Origin of the sequence: Pantoea sp. AG702 (genome assembly GCF_003182295.1) — a bacterium.
In the GTDB taxonomy this organism is placed as follows: Bacteria; Pseudomonadota; Gammaproteobacteria; order Enterobacterales; family Enterobacteriaceae; genus Pantoea; species Pantoea ananatis.
In genome coordinates this window covers 37,213-55,037 of record NZ_QGTU01000004.1, presented here as the reverse complement: position 1 = coordinate 55,037, position 17,825 = coordinate 37,213, and the positions used below count along the sequence as shown (strand labels likewise).

The following is a 17,825-nucleotide window of genomic DNA, read 5'->3' as shown; positions in this document are numbered from 1 at the left end:
GAATGATAGATTTATTTTCCTATAATGAAGTTTTAGATTTTCTTGAGGTCTTTTTCCAAAAAATGATTAAAGATGAAGAATATCGCGATAAGATGAAATTTATCATTGATGGGAGCCGTAAGAATAAAACAGTTTCAATTCGGGCCATTGACGTTTGTTTCATGAATTATCGAAAGGTTACTGGCGATTATAGTCTTGCTACAGATGAAGAGATGGAAATCTGGAAACAGTTATTTAATATTTGGCAGTGAAACTTGAATTAATTAAATTTAATTTGAATTATGCATTGATTTTACGGTGGATATTATGACGAACTTAATAAAGGCAAAAAGTATGGGAAGGTGTTAAGAGCCCGTGGGGCAAACAGCTGCGCGAGTCTAACCAGCGAATTCCGGTGGTAGAGCAGAACCTGGGCATGTAAGGCCAGTACCTAATTTGCTCAAGCAAATTTGAACATCGCTTTAGCGATAGCCAAAGGGGTGAGGCGCCACAGGTGCCGAATTAACCGGGCTCCACTATAATTTGTTCCGCTATTATGACCCGGACAGCGCTCGGTTTACCCAGCAGGACCCGATAGGGCTCACATGCGGGATAAACTGTTCAAAGAAATTCGAAATTAATAATATCAGCGAACTCACATTTCTGGTTTATATGAGCATTAAGGTCTGTGGTTATTTTGCGGTTTATTATCAATAACAATGGAATGTTAAATTCTAAATGGCGATTAAGAAATTCACTAGAGAGTAGCGAATAAACTTCACAGGTGATGAGTATCAAAGAGGCACCAAAAACGCCATGAGTATAGATAAAACTAGTTTGAAAATATACGAAGCATTGATGTTTGCTTCTTACGTAGATGAAGCGAATGAAATAAAAAGTCTAATGGGTAAGGTATTGACATTAAGTAAAAGCGACTCTGAGAGGTTGAGCGCTATCGAAAGTTTACTTTTACGTTGTCATCCAAAATGGTTGGGTGATTGCTATGTTAAAAATAATTCATATAACGAATGGATGGAATTGATAGCAAAGTTTAAAAAGGAGTTATCTAAGCTTAAGTAAATATTGGTGAAAATAAGCTGGTTGAGATTATTTAAGGAGTGAAATGTTAAAGGCTATTGTTGTGACTATATTGGAAGATAAAATAGTTGTAATTAAATCAGTAGGTTGCGGTCATGACATTTCTATTTTATCGATGCGTAGTTATCTTGAGGCGGGGTGTTCTTACTGTGTTAATTTTAAAGATGGAAATGATAAGATTACTGTATTGAAAAAACTTATTGAGATGGGCGCGTTGTTTTCATACGGACAGGGTTGGGCTCCATCTCAGGTTATGGATTACCTTAAGGAAAGAGGTGAAATTAATATGCCTTATAAGGAGATAGCCTGGAATGGCCCGGGAGATTTCGTAGTGAGGGAAAGGTAAGAATACAGTTGCCAACTTTTTATAGCGCTACTTTAATTGAATTTTTTGAAGGGGTTTTTGAAATATCGTTTTTCCTAGAGGTTATTAGCGCACTTTCAAGTGGTGTGCGAAGAGGTTAATTGCAGGTGCTGTGGTTTTAATAGCTAAATAATTATGGATTTTCCGGTTGTATCAGGAAGTTAGAGTGTATGCTCTCTAATGATAATTTCAAGAAAGAATCTATAAAGTTGGTATTTAAGACTTCTTTATCTATATAGGGTTTCAATCAATCTTGATTGTAAGTACTACTTCAATTTTGTATTACCTTTCAGGGGGGCTACATAAGATTATTTAACATATAACAAAATACCATTCCCTCTTGCCATAATCACTCAGCTGAATTCTTTTATTCCCTCCAATCCCCTTTTCAAACATCCCTATTCTTTACCACCTTACAACACCTCTAAAACCTCTACTTGTTCCTCCACGTGATCAATATCTCAAAGAAAGTTATTATTTAGACCTGCCTCCCATTTCTGGCCCGCTCTGCCGCAGACATCTTCCGCACCATACCGGAAACCGCTTGTGTTTACATACCTTAGGTTTCCGTTAGGATTTTCATCAAGGTACGGAATAATCCGGCAAGAGGGAAAACATGCTTATTGATCGCGAAAGCATATTCTTAAATAAAGCATTTACCAGCAAAGACGAGGTCTTTGATTTTATTGCTTCGCACGCGGTTGCACAGGGATGGGCGCTGAGTGCAGATGACATTAAAACGGATCTCTGGCAGCGCGAGCATGAATATTCCACGGGTTTTGAAAGTCAAATCGCCATGCCTCATGCCAAAACGGACAACGTAATAAAAGCCGGCGTGATTTTTATTCGGCTGAATGACGCAATTGAATGGCAAAGTCTGGATGGGGAACCCATTAAAATAATCTTCGCGCTGTTGGTACCAAAATCTGGCGCCAGTCTTCTGCATTTAAAAATCATCAACGCGCTGGCAAGCCAGATTGTTGATGATGATTTCAGGCGAGCCTTATTTACGCTCGAAAACAGGGATGCCCTGTTCCAGTTTATGGTGCAACGAATCCAGTTTAAGGAGGAAGCATGAATATCGTAGGCGTCACGTCCTGTATTGCGGGCTTAGCCCATACGCCAATGGCAGCCAAATCGCTTGAGAAAGAGGGAAGAAAGCTGGGCCATCAGGTGCATATCGAACAGCAAGGGGCGATGGGGATGATCGATAAATTAACCCCGCAACATATTGCTGAAGCGGACTTTGTGCTGATTGCCGCCGATCGCTCGATTGAAGAAGAAGAGCGCTTTGCCGGCAAGACAGTCATTAGGGTGAAAATCAGTCAGTGCGTCGGACATGCAGCCGAGGTCATTGCAAAATGCGTGGCGGCTGTCGAGGCGCGCCGTAACCCGTGATATTGGTGACACTATGAAAAAAACTATGGTCAATATCAAAAACCATTTAATGACAGGGATCTCTTTTGCGCTGCCCGTCATTATTGCCGGCTCGTTAGTCGTCGCCGTGGCCAAGATTATCGGCATCATCCTGGGTGAACCCAATCTGGACAGCTTTGCCCACAGTAGCGGGCTGGAAAAATGGCTGTATCTTGCCCAGGATATCGGCTTCAAAATCATTGGATTAATGAATTACGTATTAGGTGCTTACGTTGCCTATTCAATAGCCGGGAAAAAAGGGCTGGCGCCAGGTTTTGCGGCGGGTTTGATTGCCTCTGTTACTGGATCCGGTTTTCTGGGAGCGGTGCTGGGCGGCTTACTGGCGGGTTATTCTGCGGAATGGGTATCACGAAAAATCCGCATCACCGGTTCTGCCGCTTCGTCCGTGCCCCTAATTATCCTGCCGTTTATTACCGTTGGGCTGCAGGTTGTCGTGATGCTGTTGCTGCTGGGCGATGTCCTGCACTGGCTAAACAGTTCGCTGATGGCCTGGGTGCAGCGCATGACCGAAGACGGCACCAATACCGTTGTGCTGGCTGCGGTACTGGGTGGGATGATCTGTTTTGACCTTGGCGGGCCGGTTAATAAAGCGGCATGGGGCACGGGAAATGTGTTGTTTATGAGTGGCGTTTATTTACCGGCTATTTTGGTCAATGTCGCGATTATTATTCCGCCATTAGGCTATGCCGCTGCCCGCTTTATCCGGCCACGTAACTTCAGTGAAACCCTAAAAGAAGCCGGTAATGGCTCGGTGATTATGGGCATTCTGGGAATATCCGAAGGGGCAATACCGTTTACGTTAAAAAATCCCGCGCGATTAATTCCGTTAAACATACTGGCGGGCGCCATGGGCTCAATGACGGTGGCGCTGTTTAAAGCGTATCCCATTATGCCGCCGTTGGGGGGCTTGTACGGTGGTTTTACCGTCGGGAATCCGTGGGCCTATTTTCTTGGCGCGCTGGTGGGCACCTTGGTGATCGCAATAGGCGCTAACGTTTTAGTGAATTTTAATGAGACGGATGCGAACAGCGAGAGCATCAATACTTCCCCGGACGATATTGAAATTAAATTCGACTAAAGCGGTTTTTAGTAAGGTTAATAATATGAAAAAGCGGACAGTTCATCTCTATACGCACACGCACTGGGATCAGGAGTGGTATTTTACGTCTTCACGCTCGCGGATTTACCTGTATAACCATATTAAAAATCTTATTCAGGTACTGGAAACCCATCCTGAGTTTCCCTGCTATTTATTAGACGCACAAAGCTCACTTATCGAAAGCTATCTTCAGTGGGCTCCTGAGGATCGAGCCAGACTCACGAAACTGATCGCCGATGAACGTTTGCTGACGGGGCCGTGGTTTACCCAAACGGATCAGTTGGTGATTCATCAGGAGTCTGTTGTCAGGAATTTGTTTTACGGTATGGAAGTGGCTCAACGCCATGGCAACGTAATGAAGCTAGGCTATGTTCCGGACTGTTTTGGCCAGGGCGGCAATATGCCGCAACTCTATCGCCAGTTCGGTATCCATCATGCCTTATTCTGGCGCGGCATCGCCGATAATACGCTGCACGAAACAGAATTTTTCTGGCAGGGTGATAACGGTGACCGGGTTTTTGCCCTGCAGATGCCGTGGGGTTATCACTACGGCGGCTTGCTGGATGAAACGCCTGAAACCATGAAAGCCTTTCTTGATGAGAAGATGGCTGCAATAGAAGCGCGCAGTCATCGCCAGCACCTGCTGTTTCCTCATGGCTTCGACCAGGCTCCCGTGCGCCGCAACTTGCCAGAATTAGTCGAGCAGTTTAATGCCCGTGATGATAGCCGCGAGTACCTCATCAGCAATCCGCTGACTGTCGTTAAGATGCTGGAACAGGAAGCCGGTGCAGAGGCTCGAACGCTAAAGGGTGAACTGACCGAAGCTAAGCATTCGCGCGTGCACAAAACGATCTTCTCCTGTCGTGCCGACCTGAAACTGTTAAACAATGAAGTTGAATCGCTGCTGGTGAATACGCTTGAGCCTGTGCTGGCGATAAGTCAGAGCCTGGGCAATGCCTATCCCAAACATATTGTCGCAACGATATGGAAACTGATGTTTTACAACGCCGCCCATGACAGCATCGGCGGATGCAACAGCGATGATACCAATCAGGATGTCTTCTTCCGCTATAAAGAAGCCAAAGGGCTGGCGCAGAATTTACTGGAGTTACATACCCGACTGATCACACAGCGCATTCCGCGCCAGCATGATTTTACCTTCACCGCTTTTAATCCACTGCCGTGGAGTGTTGCTCCAGACATAACCTTTGAGGCCTGGCTGCCGGGGCTGCCGTTTACCTTGCGTGACGGCAACGGCAAAGCAATCCCCTGTGTTATCGAGTCGGAAGAAGACCTGACGCAATACGTACTTAATCAGACGATTCGCCTCGATCCGGGTAAAGCCTGGCATAAACCTGAAAAAGTCTGCCGTACGCGTCTGACCGTTAACAGCCCGGTATTACCGGCACTGGGCTATGACCGCTGGTACATTGATTTCAGTGAGGATAACGCCGCGAGGCCAGCGCTGAGCCAGGAGACAACGGCTGAAAATGACGTTTACCATATTCAGGCGGAAGCCGATGGCCTGTTAACCATTACCGATAAACGGAGCGGTAAACGCTATCCGCGGCAAATGCTGTTTGTGGAAAACGGTGATGATGGGGATTCATACAATTATTCGCCGCCTCGGGCCGACTGGATGATTACGTCTGAGGGCACCATGACGACCGTTCAGAAACAAAAGAGTACCGTCAGCCAGGGCCTGATACTTCGCTACGCGCTCAAGGTCCCGGCTGATTTAGCCGAAAGGGCGGCAGGCACTGCCACGACAACCCTGAACCTCAAGGTAAAAGTCGTTCTGCAGAATGACGATCTTATTCGCTTTAATGTGGAAGTGGATAACAACGTTCTGAGTCATCGTCTTTGTGTGCACTTTGCCACTGATATTGCGGCCCGGGTTTCCTGTGCCGATCAGCTGTTTGGCGCGGTCACCCGACCGGTGCAACTTGGCAAGGCGCTGCAGTGCTGGGAAGAAGAGCGCTGGCAGGAAAAACCGATCTCGATTGAACCGATGCAAAGCTACGTCAATCTCCACGATGAGCAGCACGGCTTTACGCTGCACACCAATGGTGTGCGTGAATACGAAATCGTCGGGGATGATTTCAATACGCTCTCGCTGACGCTGTTCCGCACATTTGGCTTTATGGGTAAAGAAAATCTGCTTTATCGGCCGGGCCGCGCGTCCGGTGAAAGTATCGTAGAAACGCCCGATGCCCAGCTGTTGAAAACTATGACCTTCTCATTTGGCTGGCGAACTTACCTCGGCACATTCGATGAGGCCCAACATGCGCGCGTGTCGAAAACCTGGCTGACCGAGTTTCCCGTTTATCAGGACAGCGACTTCCTGAACGGACGACTGCGTTTTTGTCTGAATGACGAGGTGCGGGATTATCCCGAAACTTATAGCGCGCTAAGCCTGCCAGCAACACACCGCGATGCCCTGGTCAGTGCGGTGAAATGTGCGGAAGACCACAGCGGAATCATCATCAGATTTTATAATCCCCATCTGGAAACCGATGTCGTGATTCCGCCTCTGCAGGACGCGCGCTGCGTAATGCTCGATGAGATGACGCCCATGCAGGCACGGCAGACGCTCAAGCCTAACGACGTGCAGACGGTGCTGATTAAACGGATATAACCATGAGACTGTTCACCAGCAAACGGGTCAGGGACATCTTCATGACACTCGCGCAGGGCGATATCACGCAGGCCGCCCTGGCAAAAGAGATGAAGGTGTCAACAAGAACCATCCGTACTGACCTCAAAGAAGTGGGTGACATCGTCAGCCAGTCTGGTAACCGTCTTATCTATTCGCGAAAAAACGGCTTCTCATTACAGATTAGCGAGCCTGAGGCTCTGCAGGTTTTACTGGATCAGTGCCAACGGCCATGGAATGAAACACGTTCGGGGGCACAACGTCGCGCTGCCATGCTGGAGGCACTGCTGTTTGATGAGCAGGGCGTGAGGCTTGCTGAGCGGGAAGCCGAGTGGTTTATCAGTATCTACAGCTTAAGAAATGATATTACGTTGCTGAAGCGTCACGTCTCTCTCTATCAATTGCGTATTGTGTCGGAGGGTGAGGACATCTTTACGCTTAAAGGTAGCGAAATTGCCTTTCGGCGTTGCATCTACGACCACCGACTGCGCCTGACTCAGGCCACTGACGAGGACAGTTATGTCGGCCCGGTTACGGCATACCCGGACTGTAAAAACGCATTGAGCCACTGCCTTGCAGAGAAAAGGATCGCGATAAGTGACGCGAATCTTCGCTTTTTAAGCCTGATCACAGGGATTGCGCAAGAGAGGATGGCGCGAGGCAAATGGCTACGGGATTTTGAATTTTGCGATGCGGAACCTGGCTGGAAAACGCTGGCTGAAGCTGTACTCCAGTCTTTATGCGTTAACCCGGCGATGCCGTTTTCGCAAAGTGAAATTGACTTCATGGCCATGAATCTTGTCGCCTTTTGTACCACAACCTCCAGCCACAATCTGGTCTCTGAACAATACGCTGTTGAACGCACGATAATGAATCACTTCCTGAGCTACGTGAGTACATCGTGGTTTATTCATGTGAATTATGACGCGCTGTCCCAGGCGACGCTGCTAAGCCATATCAGAGCCATGCGCATTCGCGTCAACAACGCGATTACCATTGTTAATCCCTTACTGGAACAAATAAAACGCCACTATCCGTTAATGTATGAATTAACGCTTAGTGCGTTCAGTGAACTGGATCAGTTCTTCAAGGCGACCGTTAGTGCCGATGAAATCGGTTATCTGGTCATGCATATTGGCGCCATTCTGGAAGACAGTATCAGCCATCAGAGTGGTCAGGGGATGCGGGCGCTGGTGGTTAGCGATCAGGGGATGGCCTCGACGCGAGTCGTCTGTCAAAAAATCCTTAGCATGTACCCGGGGTTAGATATCGTCAGGCAGATCTCCGTTGAGCAATATAGTCTGCTGCCTGAGGTTGACGAAGATATTGTCATCAGCCTGGTCAATATCGTTGAGAAGAATAAACGTATTATTCTATTGCCCCCGTTTCCAGAGAGAGGGCAGCTCGAAAATATAAAATATTATTTGGTGTCTGAAACACAGCCTGTCAACGCGATGCTAACGTATTTTTCTGCTGATAATTTTTTTGTATTAAATGCGGGAGATTATACCCGTTCATCATTAATTACGTTTCTTTGCGACAGGTTAACCGCGCAAGGGCGGGTTACCGATCATTTCTTATCGTCGGTATTAGATCGTGAAGCGCGGGCGTCAACGCTGCTGGATGATAAAATCGCCATCCCGCATCCGTTAGGGCCTGTTGCGGTACGCACCGCAGTCTCTGTCGCCATCTTTCCCGAGGGCATTAAGTGGGATAGCGGTAAACAGGTAAAACTTGTTTTTATGTTGGCCATCAGTGAGGACCAGTTCATTGACAGTATGCTGATATATGACTTCCTCACCAATATTCTGGATGACGATATTATAGAAAAAATAAGTCAGTGTAAAAATTATAACGAATTTATTACAGCCTCAAAAAAGTACTTACTTTAAGAAATTTATTCACTCAGGGTTATTTAGCATAAGGAGTTGGTTATGAAATACCGGCATTATGTCTGGGGACTGGTTTTTATCTCTTCCGCTTCATTTTCCTCGATAACGTTTGATACAGAACAAGGCGCGCTGAAACTCTATGGTGATGTTGAGTTCAATCTCGATGGTGCAAGCAGAACGGGCCAAATTACCTCATTAAAAACCCGTGCTGATAAAAACTGGAAGGCAGGAGAAGCGGAACGCTGGGACGTCAATGGCCGAATTTTAATCGGGCTGGACGGTTACCGAAGCATGGCGGATCAATCCTTTGCAGGCTTTACCGTGCAACCGCTTGCCGATCTCTCTGGCGGGCTTGAGTTAGACGACGCGGCTTTCTTCTTTGGTCAGGAAAAAGACTGGAAAGTGCAAGTAGGCCGCTATGAAGCCTTCGATATGTTTCCGCTCAATCAGGACACGCTTATCGAATATTCCGGCAACACGGCCAACGATCTCTACGAAGATGGCTATGGCTATATCTACATGATGAAAGAGGCGCGCGGACGGGGATCGGCGGGGGCTATTCAGCTAAGTAAAACATGGCAACGTTTTTATTTTGAATTAAATGCCATGGCGAATGACGGAACGAGGTTGTTCCAGAATGGGGAATACCATGGGAATACACTGGAGCATAAAAAGAATGTTATTTATTTGCGCCCGGTTATCGCCTGGCGCCATAGCGACGTCACGGCGGCTGTCGGCATGGAAAGCAACGTGGTGAACAATGCCTATGGTTATACCGATAACCGGGGGCAGTTTAAGGATCAGTCTAAGCGCAATGGATATGGCGCCACGCTGAGCTGGGACGGGCAACGTGCGAATCCAGATTCAGGGGCGGTCATCAATCTCAGCACGGCCTATATGGATGCGACGGAAGAACAAAACTTCAGTGCTGGGCTGAATGGACTATGGCGCGACTTTCAGCTTGGCTATATCTACGCGCGTAACGATGTGAAAGCCTTTACGATGCAGTATATCAGCGGGGCCAGCCTGAGTGACTTCATCTTAGGCAAGTATGATATCCATACCATCCACTCCTCTTACCGTTTTCGCAATGTCATGAAGATGCAAAATTTCGATATTTACCTTGGCGCTTACTGGTCGCAGATTAATGCCGAACGGCACAGTGGCGATAACGAACGTTACGGGGCGCGCGTCCGGTTTAAATACCATTTCTGATAGGCAATAAGCCGCTCCCGGTTGAGATGACATGGCATCTTTACAGGGCGCGGCGCGTCACTCAACATCGTCAAAAAGGCACCAGGTTCTGGCCCGCCAGCTGCCAAAAAAATTTCGTTTTCATCCCTTGAAATCATCCAAAAAGATCCTATAAATTTTTGTGAGAAACGGGGAGGGTCCCCACTCAGATGAGCTTTTGAATGAACGATTAATTCAGGAGGTTATCACCATGGCATTACGTAATTTTCCACTGTTTCCTTCTGTTGCAGATTCTGCATTCTCAGACCGGTTCAACCGTATCGATCGGCTTTTCAGCCAGTTGACCGGTGATGCGCCCGTGTCGGTTTCACCCTCTTATGACCTCAGACAAACGGATAATGAGCACTATGAGCTCACCGTCAGTGTCCCCGGCTGGCAAGAACACGAGCTGGAGATCGAGGTGGCGGGCGGTCGCCTGACGGTTACCGGCCAGAAAGAGGAGGTTACGGATAAAGAGGCGGACAAAGAAGGCCAGAACAGCGGCTGGCTGCATCGGGGCATCAGTCGTTCAGACTTCCGTCTGAGCTACAGCGTGCCTGAACATATGAAAGTCACCACCGCACGGCTTCAGGATGGACTGCTGCGTGTCGGTTTGCATCATGAGGTGCCAGAAAGCGAGAAACCTCGCCGCATTCCGATTGAACACCGCACCTCAGAGGCGATTGAACATCAGGCTTAATGGCAGTTTGACCCGACAGCGGGGAGCGTGAACAGCGCTCTCCGCACTATGTTATCAAGCGGAGAATCAGGAGGCTGTTATGAGAGTCATCAGCGTGCCCGAAGATCGTAGCCTGTATCCTAAACTGGTCGGCGAGACCGTCATGGCTGCCAAACTGCAGCTGGGCAGGACCCGCTTGTCGGTGAATTACAATAAAGTGCCAGGCGGAATTCTGCCTGTGCTGGTGGTGGATTTTTACAACGAGAAGGGCAAGCTCTACACCCTGCGCTACAACCTGCCACCGGATACCCCAGAGCGTACCGATCGCCGGGTATCGTTGCTGATGCGCTTGATTGAGAAAGAGGCCAACGAGGAAAAGTTGGCTGAGGCAGTGTAACCGCTCAGGACAGCGGTAAACGTGAGGAAGTCGTTATGTTGAATACATTGATGCTGCATAGCGCTCTGGGGGCAGGCATGTTAGCGATGACGGCCAGCCTGTTGCATAACCGATTTAAATAGCCTGTTCCGTCATTCGTTATCCCTGTCGTTAAGTGCCGCGTCGTCGGCACTTTTTTTCATGTTACCTGGGCGCTTGTTATTTCACTCTGCCATTGTTATGTTATAACGTAACATAAATGAATAGGGTGATATGATGCAGCCAGAGACATTATATGCCAGTGAATCGATATTGCGGGTGAACATTGGGGCGCTGCACAAACCCGATGGCGGCTGCCTGCTCAATGACATCACATTCGGCATCGGGACAGGGGAGCGCCTGGCGATTATTGGGCCGAACGGCAGCGGCAAAACCTCATTGCTGCGGGCGATGAGCCGTGAGCTGGCGGTACAGAAGGATGAGATAACGCTAAACGGTCGCTGCATCAAAACTTACACACGGCAGGAGTTAGCCACATGTATCGCCGTCATGGCGCAAAACGACGTGCCTGACCTGAGGCTGGCGGTTGAGGATTACGTTGCACTGGGTCGTCTTCCTCATGTGCGCGCCTGTCCACATTCTGTCAATCAGCGCGTTGTCAGTGAGGCGCTAGAGGAAACAGGGCTGGCGGCGTTACGGCGACGTTCACTAGATGCGTTATCAGGCGGTGAACGGCAAAGAGCGGCCCTGGCGCGCGTTCTGGCCCAAAAGCCACAGCTGATTCTGCTGGATGAACCGACCAATCATCTTGATCCCCTTGGACGACATGCGCTGCTGACGTTAATCAAAAACAAAGGCATCACGGCCGTGGCGGTCTTGCACGATTTATCACTGATAGATACGTTTGCCGACCGCGTGCTGATTCTGTCACAGGGGGAGCAGGTAGTATGTGATGCGCCTGCTCGCGCCCTGTCATCCCGCTATCTCCGGCCGGTATTCGGTTTAAACAGTTTTACCGTAGCGCATCCCGCGAACGGGAGTCATTTACGCATTTTCGAGGTGCCAGACTGTGCCTGATTCGTTGTTAAGGCTCTGCTGCGCGGCATGGCTGGCGAGCATTCCTGTTGGACAAACCCTCGCGGCCGATTTCCCGGTCACCATTGAGAGCTGCGGTCAGCCGGTTACCTTTAATGCACCGCCTGAGCGGGCGGTCATTAACGACCTCAATATGTCAGAAATGGCCTTTGCGCTTCATTTGCAGGATCGCATCGTCGGGCTGACGGGCATCAGTGGCTGGTACAAGATGACACCGGAATTTAAGCAGGAGATGGGGGCCATTCCTGAGCTGGCGCCTAAGTATCCCTCTCTGGAAACGCTGGTGGCGGTGAATCCTGACTTCTTTTTTGCCGGCTGGAATTATGGCATGAAGGTGGGCGGCGACGTGACGCCAGCCTCGTTAAGTCAGTACGGCATTAAGACGCTGGTGCTGAGTGAAAGCTGCGTTTTTACCCAAAAAGAAAAGCATAAAGCCAGCATGGATCTGCTTTATCACGATGAGCTGACGTTAGGTAAAATCTTTGGCAAACAGGCTGAGGCGCAGGCTTTAGTTAATCACTGGAAGGAGCGCCTGAGAATGATTCCTCAACGGCCCAGCGCGGTCCGGCCGTTAAAGGTCTTTGTCTACGACTCCGGGGAAGATAAGCCGTTTACTAGCGGAAAATATGCCATGCCAACCGCCATCATTGAAGCCGCCGGCGGAACCAATGCGCTGGAGGGGCTGGATATCAGTTGGGGCACCACGTCATGGGAAAGTGTGGCGGCAACCGAACCTGATTTCATTATCTTGCTGGATTATCAAACCGGCGGCGGGGCGGATGCCCTTCGGCATTTCCTGGAAAGTCATCCGCTGATGAAACTCACGCCAGCCGTCAAACATCATCGTTATCTGAAGCTGCAGTATGCTGAGCTGACGCCAGGCCCGGCTAATATTGCCGCGGTGGAGAAACTGGCGCGCGCCCTGTATTCAGGAACCGCGCCGTGAATGCTACACCTTACCGTTTTTATTGCATCTTGTGCTTTTGCGTCCTTCTGCTGGCAGTGCTGATGTTAATCAGCGTTGCCAAAGGCACGGTCGCGTTATCCCTGACGCAGGTGTTGGGCGCACTGGAACTGATCGCCATGCCTCAGTCTGAAATGATCAGCCGGATTGTGATCGATCTCCGCCTGCCGCGCACGTTGCTTGCAGCCTTGACCGGTGCCGGGCTGGCGATGGTGGGAGCGCTGCTGCAAACCACCACCCGCAACGATCTGGCCGATCCTTTTCTTTTTGGTCTCTCTTCCGGTGCTTCGGCAGGTGCGGTGCTGGTCATCACCCGTTTTGGTAACGGGTTAGGTGAGCTGACCTTGCCGGTTGCCGCCTTTGCGGGCGGGCTCTGTTCTGCCGCTGCGGTCATGTTGCTTTTCTACTTCAAAAAACTGCGCAGCCCAGCACACCTGATCATCTGTGGGCTGGCTGTGTCTTTTCTGTTTGGCGCGCTCACCAGCTATTTTATTTTCTCGGGCGATCAGCGAGCGGCCAGTTCGGTGATGTTCTGGTCGCTGGGTGGCCTGGGGCTGGCCAGCTGGCAGAATCTGCCTGTTGCGCTTGCCGGTGTTGTTCTGCTGAGTGGCTTTGCTCTGATGCGTCATCGCTCGCTGGACGGTCTGCTGGCGGGCGAACAAACGGCGCTGTCGCTGGGGATTAACGTCAGTCGTTTGCGGATTGAAGTCTTTCTTTGTTGCGCGCTGACGACCTCAATGCTGGTCGCCCTAACCGGGGTGATTGGTTTTGTCGGCCTGATGGTACCGCACCTGTGTCGACCGGTCACAGGGGTAAAGCACCGTCTGCTGTTACCGCTGTGTGGCCTGGGCGGCGCGGTTTTGCTTTGTGGCGGGGATATCATCAGCCGCACGCTGCTGGCACCGCAGGAGCTGCCGATCGGGATTATTACGGCAGGCATCGGGGGGATTTTTGTGATTCTGCTGCTGACCCGTGCATCGAATACCTGAAGCAAAACGAGGCCAGTTCAGCCCGGAACATACGGATGCTCACCGCCTGTCACTAAGTAGCAAAATTTCACTCTTCTCTCAGGTGTGACAATTGGTCCCTTTACGGTATTAAATGAATTAAAGGCTGTGAACCTCTTCGAATCAAAGATAACGAATACTGATATGTCTTATTCGAAAGTATCAGGAAGTATTAATAATAGTATTCTGACAAATGTAGACTTTGAAAACGCGTGTTTAGATAGCGCTCTTTTATGCAAAGCAGAAATAAAAAGATGCAATTTTTCAAAAAGTAAACCAGTAATCAATGTGGATGATGCAGTGTGTGAAGCGAGTCATTTTGTCAAAGCAAAGTTTGTGGCTGGATCCTCCGGAATTGAGTACGGTGGTCGTCGCGTAAGATTTGTAGACTGTGACTTTACCGGCACTGTTTTTGATCGAGTTGAGTTTAGAGCAACGAAATATATTAATTGCACCTTTACTGATGCGAAATTAAAAAAATGTGACTTTCGTGGAGTTAAGTTTGAGGGTGGTATTTTACCAATAATAACCCAGTTTGATAATATGGATATACCTTCTCAGTTTATTTGATTTCGCAAATAAAGCCGAGAAAGAGAACTCAGCCTTACTCGGTTTTATTATTCAGTGTGGTTGGATCCTTTGAATATACCTGCACTTAATCTACTTAATCTACTTAATCATCTGCTTAGTAAAATTAAAATACTCGCGCACTTCGTTGTTATCTGTCACTACGCAGTGTATCTGCTAATATTTTAGCCGTACTTGCGGTTGGGCTATAGCGATAAAGCCTGCAGCATTCAATGTTGCAGCCAGGCTTTGCCAGTCAATAAGCGCATCTCTCAGTGCTGCAGCCTTCAACATCGCAATTACTCCACCGTTTCATTCTCAAGCTTCTGCCTTTTGCGCAGATTCGGAAACAGCGTCATCCAGAGCCCGACCACCACCAGCGTCCCGATGCCGCCAATCACCGCGGCAGGCACCGCGCCCATCCATGCCGCGAGCAGCCCAGATTCAAACTCACCCAACTGGTTTGAGGTATTGATAAAGATGGCGTTAACCGCATTGACGCGGCCGCGCATCGTATCCGGTGTATCCAGTTGAACCAGCGCGCCGCGAATTACCATGCTCACCATATCGAAACCGCCCAGCGCCGCCAGCGCCAGCAGTGAAAGCCACAGTTTGGTGGAAAGGGCAAACAGCAGCGTCGCCAGGCCAAAACCCGCAACGGAGCCAAACATAATCATGCCGACGTGCTTTTCCAGCTTGTTGCGGCTCAGCCAGACGCCGACCAACAGCGCCCCTACCGACGGCGCACCCCGCAACAGGCCAAGGCCCCATGGCCCGGTGTGCAGAATATCCTGGGCGAAGATAGGGAGCAGTGCGGTAGCACCGCCCAGTAGCACGGCAAACAGGTCGAGCGATATCACGCCGAGCACGTCTTTGCGTTCGCGAATAAAGCGCACGCCCATAAACATGTTCGACAGGGTCATCGGCATACGTTCCTGAGGAGGACGTTCGTAACGTAGGCGACTGACTAAGATTAGCGACAGCAAATAAAAGAGCGCTGAAACCCCGTAAACAACCTCGGGACCGGCCACGTAAAGCAGTCCGCCTAACGTCGGCCCGACAATCACCGCGGCCTGACCGCCGACGGAACTGGCCGCCATGGCGCGCGCCAGAATCGATGGCGGGACCAGCGCAGGTAGCATTGAGGTAATAGCAGGCCACTCAAGTGCTTTAGCCAGGGCAATCAGGAAGACCAAACCCCAAATTTCAATCTTATCTGCCCAGTGCATTAGCGTCAGCGCCACCAGGGCGAGCAGCGCGGCCCATTCAATGAGTTGCCCAATCACCACGATACGACGACGGTCGAATTGATCTGCCAGATGCCCTGCGGGCAAGGCTAACAGCACCGAAGGCAGAAACTGCATCAGGCCAATCATGCCCAGTGCCATGGCGCTGTGGGTAATCGCATAGATTTGCCAGCTGACGGCCACGGAAAACATCTGAAAGCCAAACGAAGAACAGGTACGGGCCAGCCAGAAGGCCACAAATGACCTGTGTTGCAGCAACGCATCTTCGCCTGTAGAAACCCCTTTATGCATAATGATTCCTGTCCAGGACCGCCTGTTGGCGAAAGTGGTTGCATCAGTCTGATTCATGACCGTATTCGGTCTTATTTTGTCCTGGCTGAAGCACAGTGAGTGTGCTGTATGATCCGACTCGCTCGCCAGACCTTTCTGAACTTAAGCGGAATCGGGCAGCACGAGCATAGACGTCTAAATATTAGCATGCTCAATATTCACTTTGATAAACCGAAATATCGACAAGATGTGATAGTTCCCCCTGAATAGTCAGGGGATTATCCGATCGTCTTGTCATCAGTTATGGCGATAAAAAGCACGAACCGGCCTGGAGGGCGACAGGACTTATCAGAGCTATTGGTCGTTTGCCAGCAGGGCGATGGTAAGATACGACCCACTGTTTTTGACTCCTCAGATAACGCAGAGTTAAAAACTAAAAGGGGCGGTGTTGCTGCGCGTGGTGGTATTCACTGCCTGAAAATGTATTGAAGCGCGGCGAGCCAGATTTACTTTTTTGCAAACTGTCAGGTGCGCTTGCGTGTTTTCATTGATGGTCTGTACCGACAGCCCGGGGCATATGGCCGTGTCGGAGACAGCAAAGGGCGTTGAACGTTGACTCAGCGGTCGGTGCCGATCCGAAGGGTGAGTTAACCCGGTTTTCGTTTCGCCTCCGCACACGCCAGCGGCAAGGGCGGAGGTGATGATGTCCTTGAGTGTGCTACAGTGTTCAGGCACTTTTTTTCCATGGGTTTTCAGAGGTCCCAGCTAATGACGAATAAACAGGGTGTTTTAATTGTTAACCTTGGAACACCAAAAGAACCCACAACTGCTGCGGTTAAAACGTTTTTATCTAAATTTTTGCACGACTACAGAGTGGTCGATTTACCCAGGATCCTGTGGTGCCCAATCCTGCATGGCGTGATTATTCCGCTGCGCGCCAAACGCGTGGCCAAACTGTACTCCTCTATCTGGATGGACGAAGGTTCACCGCTGATGGTTTACAGCGTTCGCCAGGCTCGCGCACTCGAAGCGCTGACGGGCATGCCTGTCGAGTTAGGAATGAGCTATGGCGAGCCCAGCATTGGCGGCGCCATTGACAAACTGCTGGCCAAAGGTGTCGATAAAATTATCGTCATCCCGTTGTATCCGCAGTTTTCCTCGTCCACCGTCTCTTCCGTCTGGGACAGCGTAAGCCGTCACCTGCAGACGATGAAAAACCGTTACACGCCGGCGATCAACTTCATAAACGATTATGCCGATCATCCTGCCTACATCGAGGCGTTAAAAGCCTCTGTGCTGGAATCATTCGAGGCCAATGGCGTGCCGGATACGCTACTGGTCTCCTACCATGGCATACCGGTCAGGTTTTCTAACGAAGGGGATAAGTACCAGGATCGCTGTGCGTTAACCACCAAATTGCTCACCGAAGCCCTTAACATGCCATCGTTGAAGATTGTGATGACCTTCCAGTCACGATTTGGCAGAGAGCCCTGGTTAACGCCGTACACCGATGAAACCATCAAAAATCTTCCTGCGGAAGGCGTAAAAAGCCTGCAGGTGATTAGCCCGGGTTTTGCGGCAGACTGCCTGGAAACGCTGGAAGAACTGGATGAGCAGAACAGAGAAATCTTCATGCATGCAGGGGGAACGTCCTTTACCTATATCCCTGCGCTTAACGATAAGCCTGTTCATATTGAGATGCTGCGACAGCTGGCAGAGGGCGCGAAATAGCCTCCGGCGCGTGCTGACATCAGCCCTCCGGCTGATAACGCCAGCCGTGACGGGGCCAGGATGTGTGCATTCTGGCCCCGTTTTTTAGACGCGCCATGCTGACCGGATGCAGGCCGCCGGTTCGCACCGGA

17 protein-coding genes and 2 pseudogenes are annotated in these 17,825 nt (G+C 49.8%); 18 read left to right on the top strand and 1 reads right to left on the bottom strand.

What is annotated here, in order from left to right:
* Nucleotides 1–2: 2 nt before the first annotated feature.
* From DFO57_RS12590 to DFO57_RS12510, 17 genes and pseudogenes are all read left to right on the top strand, one after another.
* Nucleotides 3–251: a hypothetical protein gene (locus DFO57_RS12590; protein WP_041930831.1), complete on the top strand. Its 249-nt coding sequence runs from the start codon at nucleotides 3–5 to the stop codon at nucleotides 249–251.
* A gap of 74 nt (nucleotides 252–325) precedes the next feature.
* A pseudogene (locus DFO57_RS23085) lies at nucleotides 326–418 on the top strand (type IV secretion protein Rhs); the annotation flags it as partial.
* A gap of 86 nt (nucleotides 419–504) precedes the next feature.
* A pseudogene (locus tag DFO57_RS23080) lies at nucleotides 505–597 on the top strand (RHS repeat-associated core domain-containing protein); the annotation flags it as partial.
* Nucleotides 598–795: 198 nt separating this feature from the next.
* The gene (locus tag DFO57_RS12575; protein WP_041930830.1) at nucleotides 796–1,059 is read left to right on the top strand and encodes a hypothetical protein; all 264 of its coding nucleotides are present in this window, start codon (nucleotides 796–798) and stop codon (nucleotides 1,057–1,059) included.
* 43 nt (nucleotides 1,060–1,102) lie between these two features.
* Nucleotides 1,103–1,423, top strand: coding sequence for a hypothetical protein (locus DFO57_RS12570; RefSeq protein WP_024472303.1), 321 nt, complete (start codon nucleotides 1,103–1,105; stop codon nucleotides 1,421–1,423).
* A 634-nt stretch (nucleotides 1,424–2,057) separates the two neighbouring features.
* A complete protein-coding gene (locus DFO57_RS12565; protein WP_013026224.1) occupies nucleotides 2,058–2,519 on the top strand; it encodes a PTS sugar transporter subunit IIA in 462 nt (153 codons plus the stop codon).
* Nucleotides 2,516–2,839, top strand: coding sequence for a PTS fructose transporter subunit IIB (locus tag DFO57_RS12560; protein WP_014593971.1), 324 nt, complete (start codon nucleotides 2,516–2,518; stop codon nucleotides 2,837–2,839). The genes DFO57_RS12565 and DFO57_RS12560 overlap by 4 nt, the downstream gene beginning before the upstream one ends.
* A gap of 13 nt (nucleotides 2,840–2,852) precedes the next feature.
* Entirely contained in the window at nucleotides 2,853–3,956 is a 1,104-nt protein-coding gene (locus DFO57_RS12555) for a PTS fructose transporter subunit IIC (RefSeq protein WP_029570208.1), read from the top strand.
* Between the two features lie 25 nt (nucleotides 3,957–3,981).
* Entirely contained in the window at nucleotides 3,982–6,615 is a 2,634-nt protein-coding gene (mngB, locus tag DFO57_RS12550; protein ID WP_014605545.1) for a mannosylglycerate hydrolase, read from the top strand.
* A gap of 2 nt (nucleotides 6,616–6,617) precedes the next feature.
* Nucleotides 6,618–8,525, top strand: coding sequence for a PTS sugar transporter subunit IIA (locus tag DFO57_RS12545; RefSeq protein WP_110015389.1), 1,908 nt, complete (start codon nucleotides 6,618–6,620; stop codon nucleotides 8,523–8,525).
* A gap of 42 nt (nucleotides 8,526–8,567) precedes the next feature.
* Nucleotides 8,568–9,740: a carbohydrate porin gene (locus DFO57_RS12540; RefSeq protein WP_014593967.1), complete on the top strand. Its 1,173-nt coding sequence runs from the start codon at nucleotides 8,568–8,570 to the stop codon at nucleotides 9,738–9,740.
* Between the two features lie 229 nt (nucleotides 9,741–9,969).
* Nucleotides 9,970–10,458 carry an Hsp20 family protein gene (locus DFO57_RS12535; RefSeq protein WP_064373957.1) on the top strand — a complete coding sequence of 163 codons (489 nt, stop codon included), beginning with the start codon at nucleotides 9,970–9,972 and terminating at the stop codon, nucleotides 10,456–10,458.
* A 79-nt stretch (nucleotides 10,459–10,537) separates the two neighbouring features.
* Nucleotides 10,538–10,834, top strand: coding sequence for a hypothetical protein (locus DFO57_RS12530; RefSeq protein WP_013026217.1), 297 nt, complete (start codon nucleotides 10,538–10,540; stop codon nucleotides 10,832–10,834).
* Nucleotides 10,835–11,086: 252 nt separating this feature from the next.
* A complete protein-coding gene (locus DFO57_RS12525) occupies nucleotides 11,087–11,890 on the top strand; it encodes an ABC transporter ATP-binding protein (protein WP_019106586.1) in 804 nt (267 codons plus the stop codon).
* Between the two features lie 31 nt (nucleotides 11,891–11,921).
* A complete protein-coding gene (locus DFO57_RS12520; protein ID WP_181135625.1) occupies nucleotides 11,922–12,854 on the top strand; it encodes an ABC transporter substrate-binding protein in 933 nt (310 codons plus the stop codon).
* On the top strand, nucleotides 12,851–13,861 hold the full coding sequence (locus tag DFO57_RS12515) for an iron ABC transporter permease (protein ID WP_019106588.1): 1,011 nt from the start codon (nucleotides 12,851–12,853) through the stop codon (nucleotides 13,859–13,861). Before DFO57_RS12520 ends, DFO57_RS12515 begins: the two co-directional genes overlap by 4 nt.
* 162 nt (nucleotides 13,862–14,023) lie before the next feature.
* Nucleotides 14,024–14,449, top strand: a complete 426-nt coding sequence (locus DFO57_RS12510) for a pentapeptide repeat-containing protein (RefSeq protein WP_071988953.1) — start codon at nucleotides 14,024–14,026, stop codon at nucleotides 14,447–14,449.
* Between the two features lie 296 nt (nucleotides 14,450–14,745).
* Here DFO57_RS12510 and DFO57_RS12505 read toward each other — a convergent pair whose 3' ends face one another.
* Entirely contained in the window at nucleotides 14,746–15,984 is a 1,239-nt protein-coding gene (locus DFO57_RS12505) for an MFS transporter (protein ID WP_019106590.1), read from the bottom strand.
* Between the two features lie 747 nt (nucleotides 15,985–16,731).
* Here DFO57_RS12505 and hemH point away from each other — a divergent pair.
* Nucleotides 16,732–17,694 (top strand): ferrochelatase, encoded by a 963-nt coding sequence (gene hemH, locus DFO57_RS12495; RefSeq protein WP_041930826.1) that lies wholly within the window; start codon nucleotides 16,732–16,734, stop codon nucleotides 17,692–17,694.
* Nucleotides 17,695–17,825 lie beyond the last annotated feature (131 nt).

Coding starts and splice junctions, on each gene's coding strand:
- hemH (WP_041930826.1), top strand. CDS start 16,732: ATGACGAATAAACAGGGTGTTTTAATTGTTAACCTTGGAACACCAAAA.
- DFO57_RS12555 (WP_029570208.1), top strand. CDS start 2,853: ATGAAAAAAACTATGGTCAATATCAAAAACCATTTAATGACAGGGATC.
- DFO57_RS12560 (WP_014593971.1), top strand. CDS start 2,516: ATGAATATCGTAGGCGTCACGTCCTGTATTGCGGGCTTAGCCCATACG.
- DFO57_RS12505 (WP_019106590.1), bottom strand. CDS start 15,984: ATGCATAAAGGGGTTTCTACAGGCGAAGATGCGTTGCTGCAACACAGG.
- DFO57_RS12570 (WP_024472303.1), top strand. CDS start 1,103: ATGTTAAAGGCTATTGTTGTGACTATATTGGAAGATAAAATAGTTGTA.
- DFO57_RS12565 (WP_013026224.1), top strand. CDS start 2,058: ATGCTTATTGATCGCGAAAGCATATTCTTAAATAAAGCATTTACCAGC.
- DFO57_RS12590 (WP_041930831.1), top strand. CDS start 3: ATGATAGATTTATTTTCCTATAATGAAGTTTTAGATTTTCTTGAGGTC.
- DFO57_RS12510 (WP_071988953.1), top strand. CDS start 14,024: ATGTCTTATTCGAAAGTATCAGGAAGTATTAATAATAGTATTCTGACA.
- DFO57_RS12545 (WP_110015389.1), top strand. CDS start 6,618: ATGAGACTGTTCACCAGCAAACGGGTCAGGGACATCTTCATGACACTC.
- DFO57_RS12530 (WP_013026217.1), top strand. CDS start 10,538: ATGAGAGTCATCAGCGTGCCCGAAGATCGTAGCCTGTATCCTAAACTG.
- DFO57_RS12535 (WP_064373957.1), top strand. CDS start 9,970: ATGGCATTACGTAATTTTCCACTGTTTCCTTCTGTTGCAGATTCTGCA.
- DFO57_RS12525 (WP_019106586.1), top strand. CDS start 11,087: ATGATGCAGCCAGAGACATTATATGCCAGTGAATCGATATTGCGGGTG.
- DFO57_RS12540 (WP_014593967.1), top strand. CDS start 8,568: ATGAAATACCGGCATTATGTCTGGGGACTGGTTTTTATCTCTTCCGCT.
- DFO57_RS12575 (WP_041930830.1), top strand. CDS start 796: ATGAGTATAGATAAAACTAGTTTGAAAATATACGAAGCATTGATGTTT.
- mngB (WP_014605545.1), top strand. CDS start 3,982: ATGAAAAAGCGGACAGTTCATCTCTATACGCACACGCACTGGGATCAG.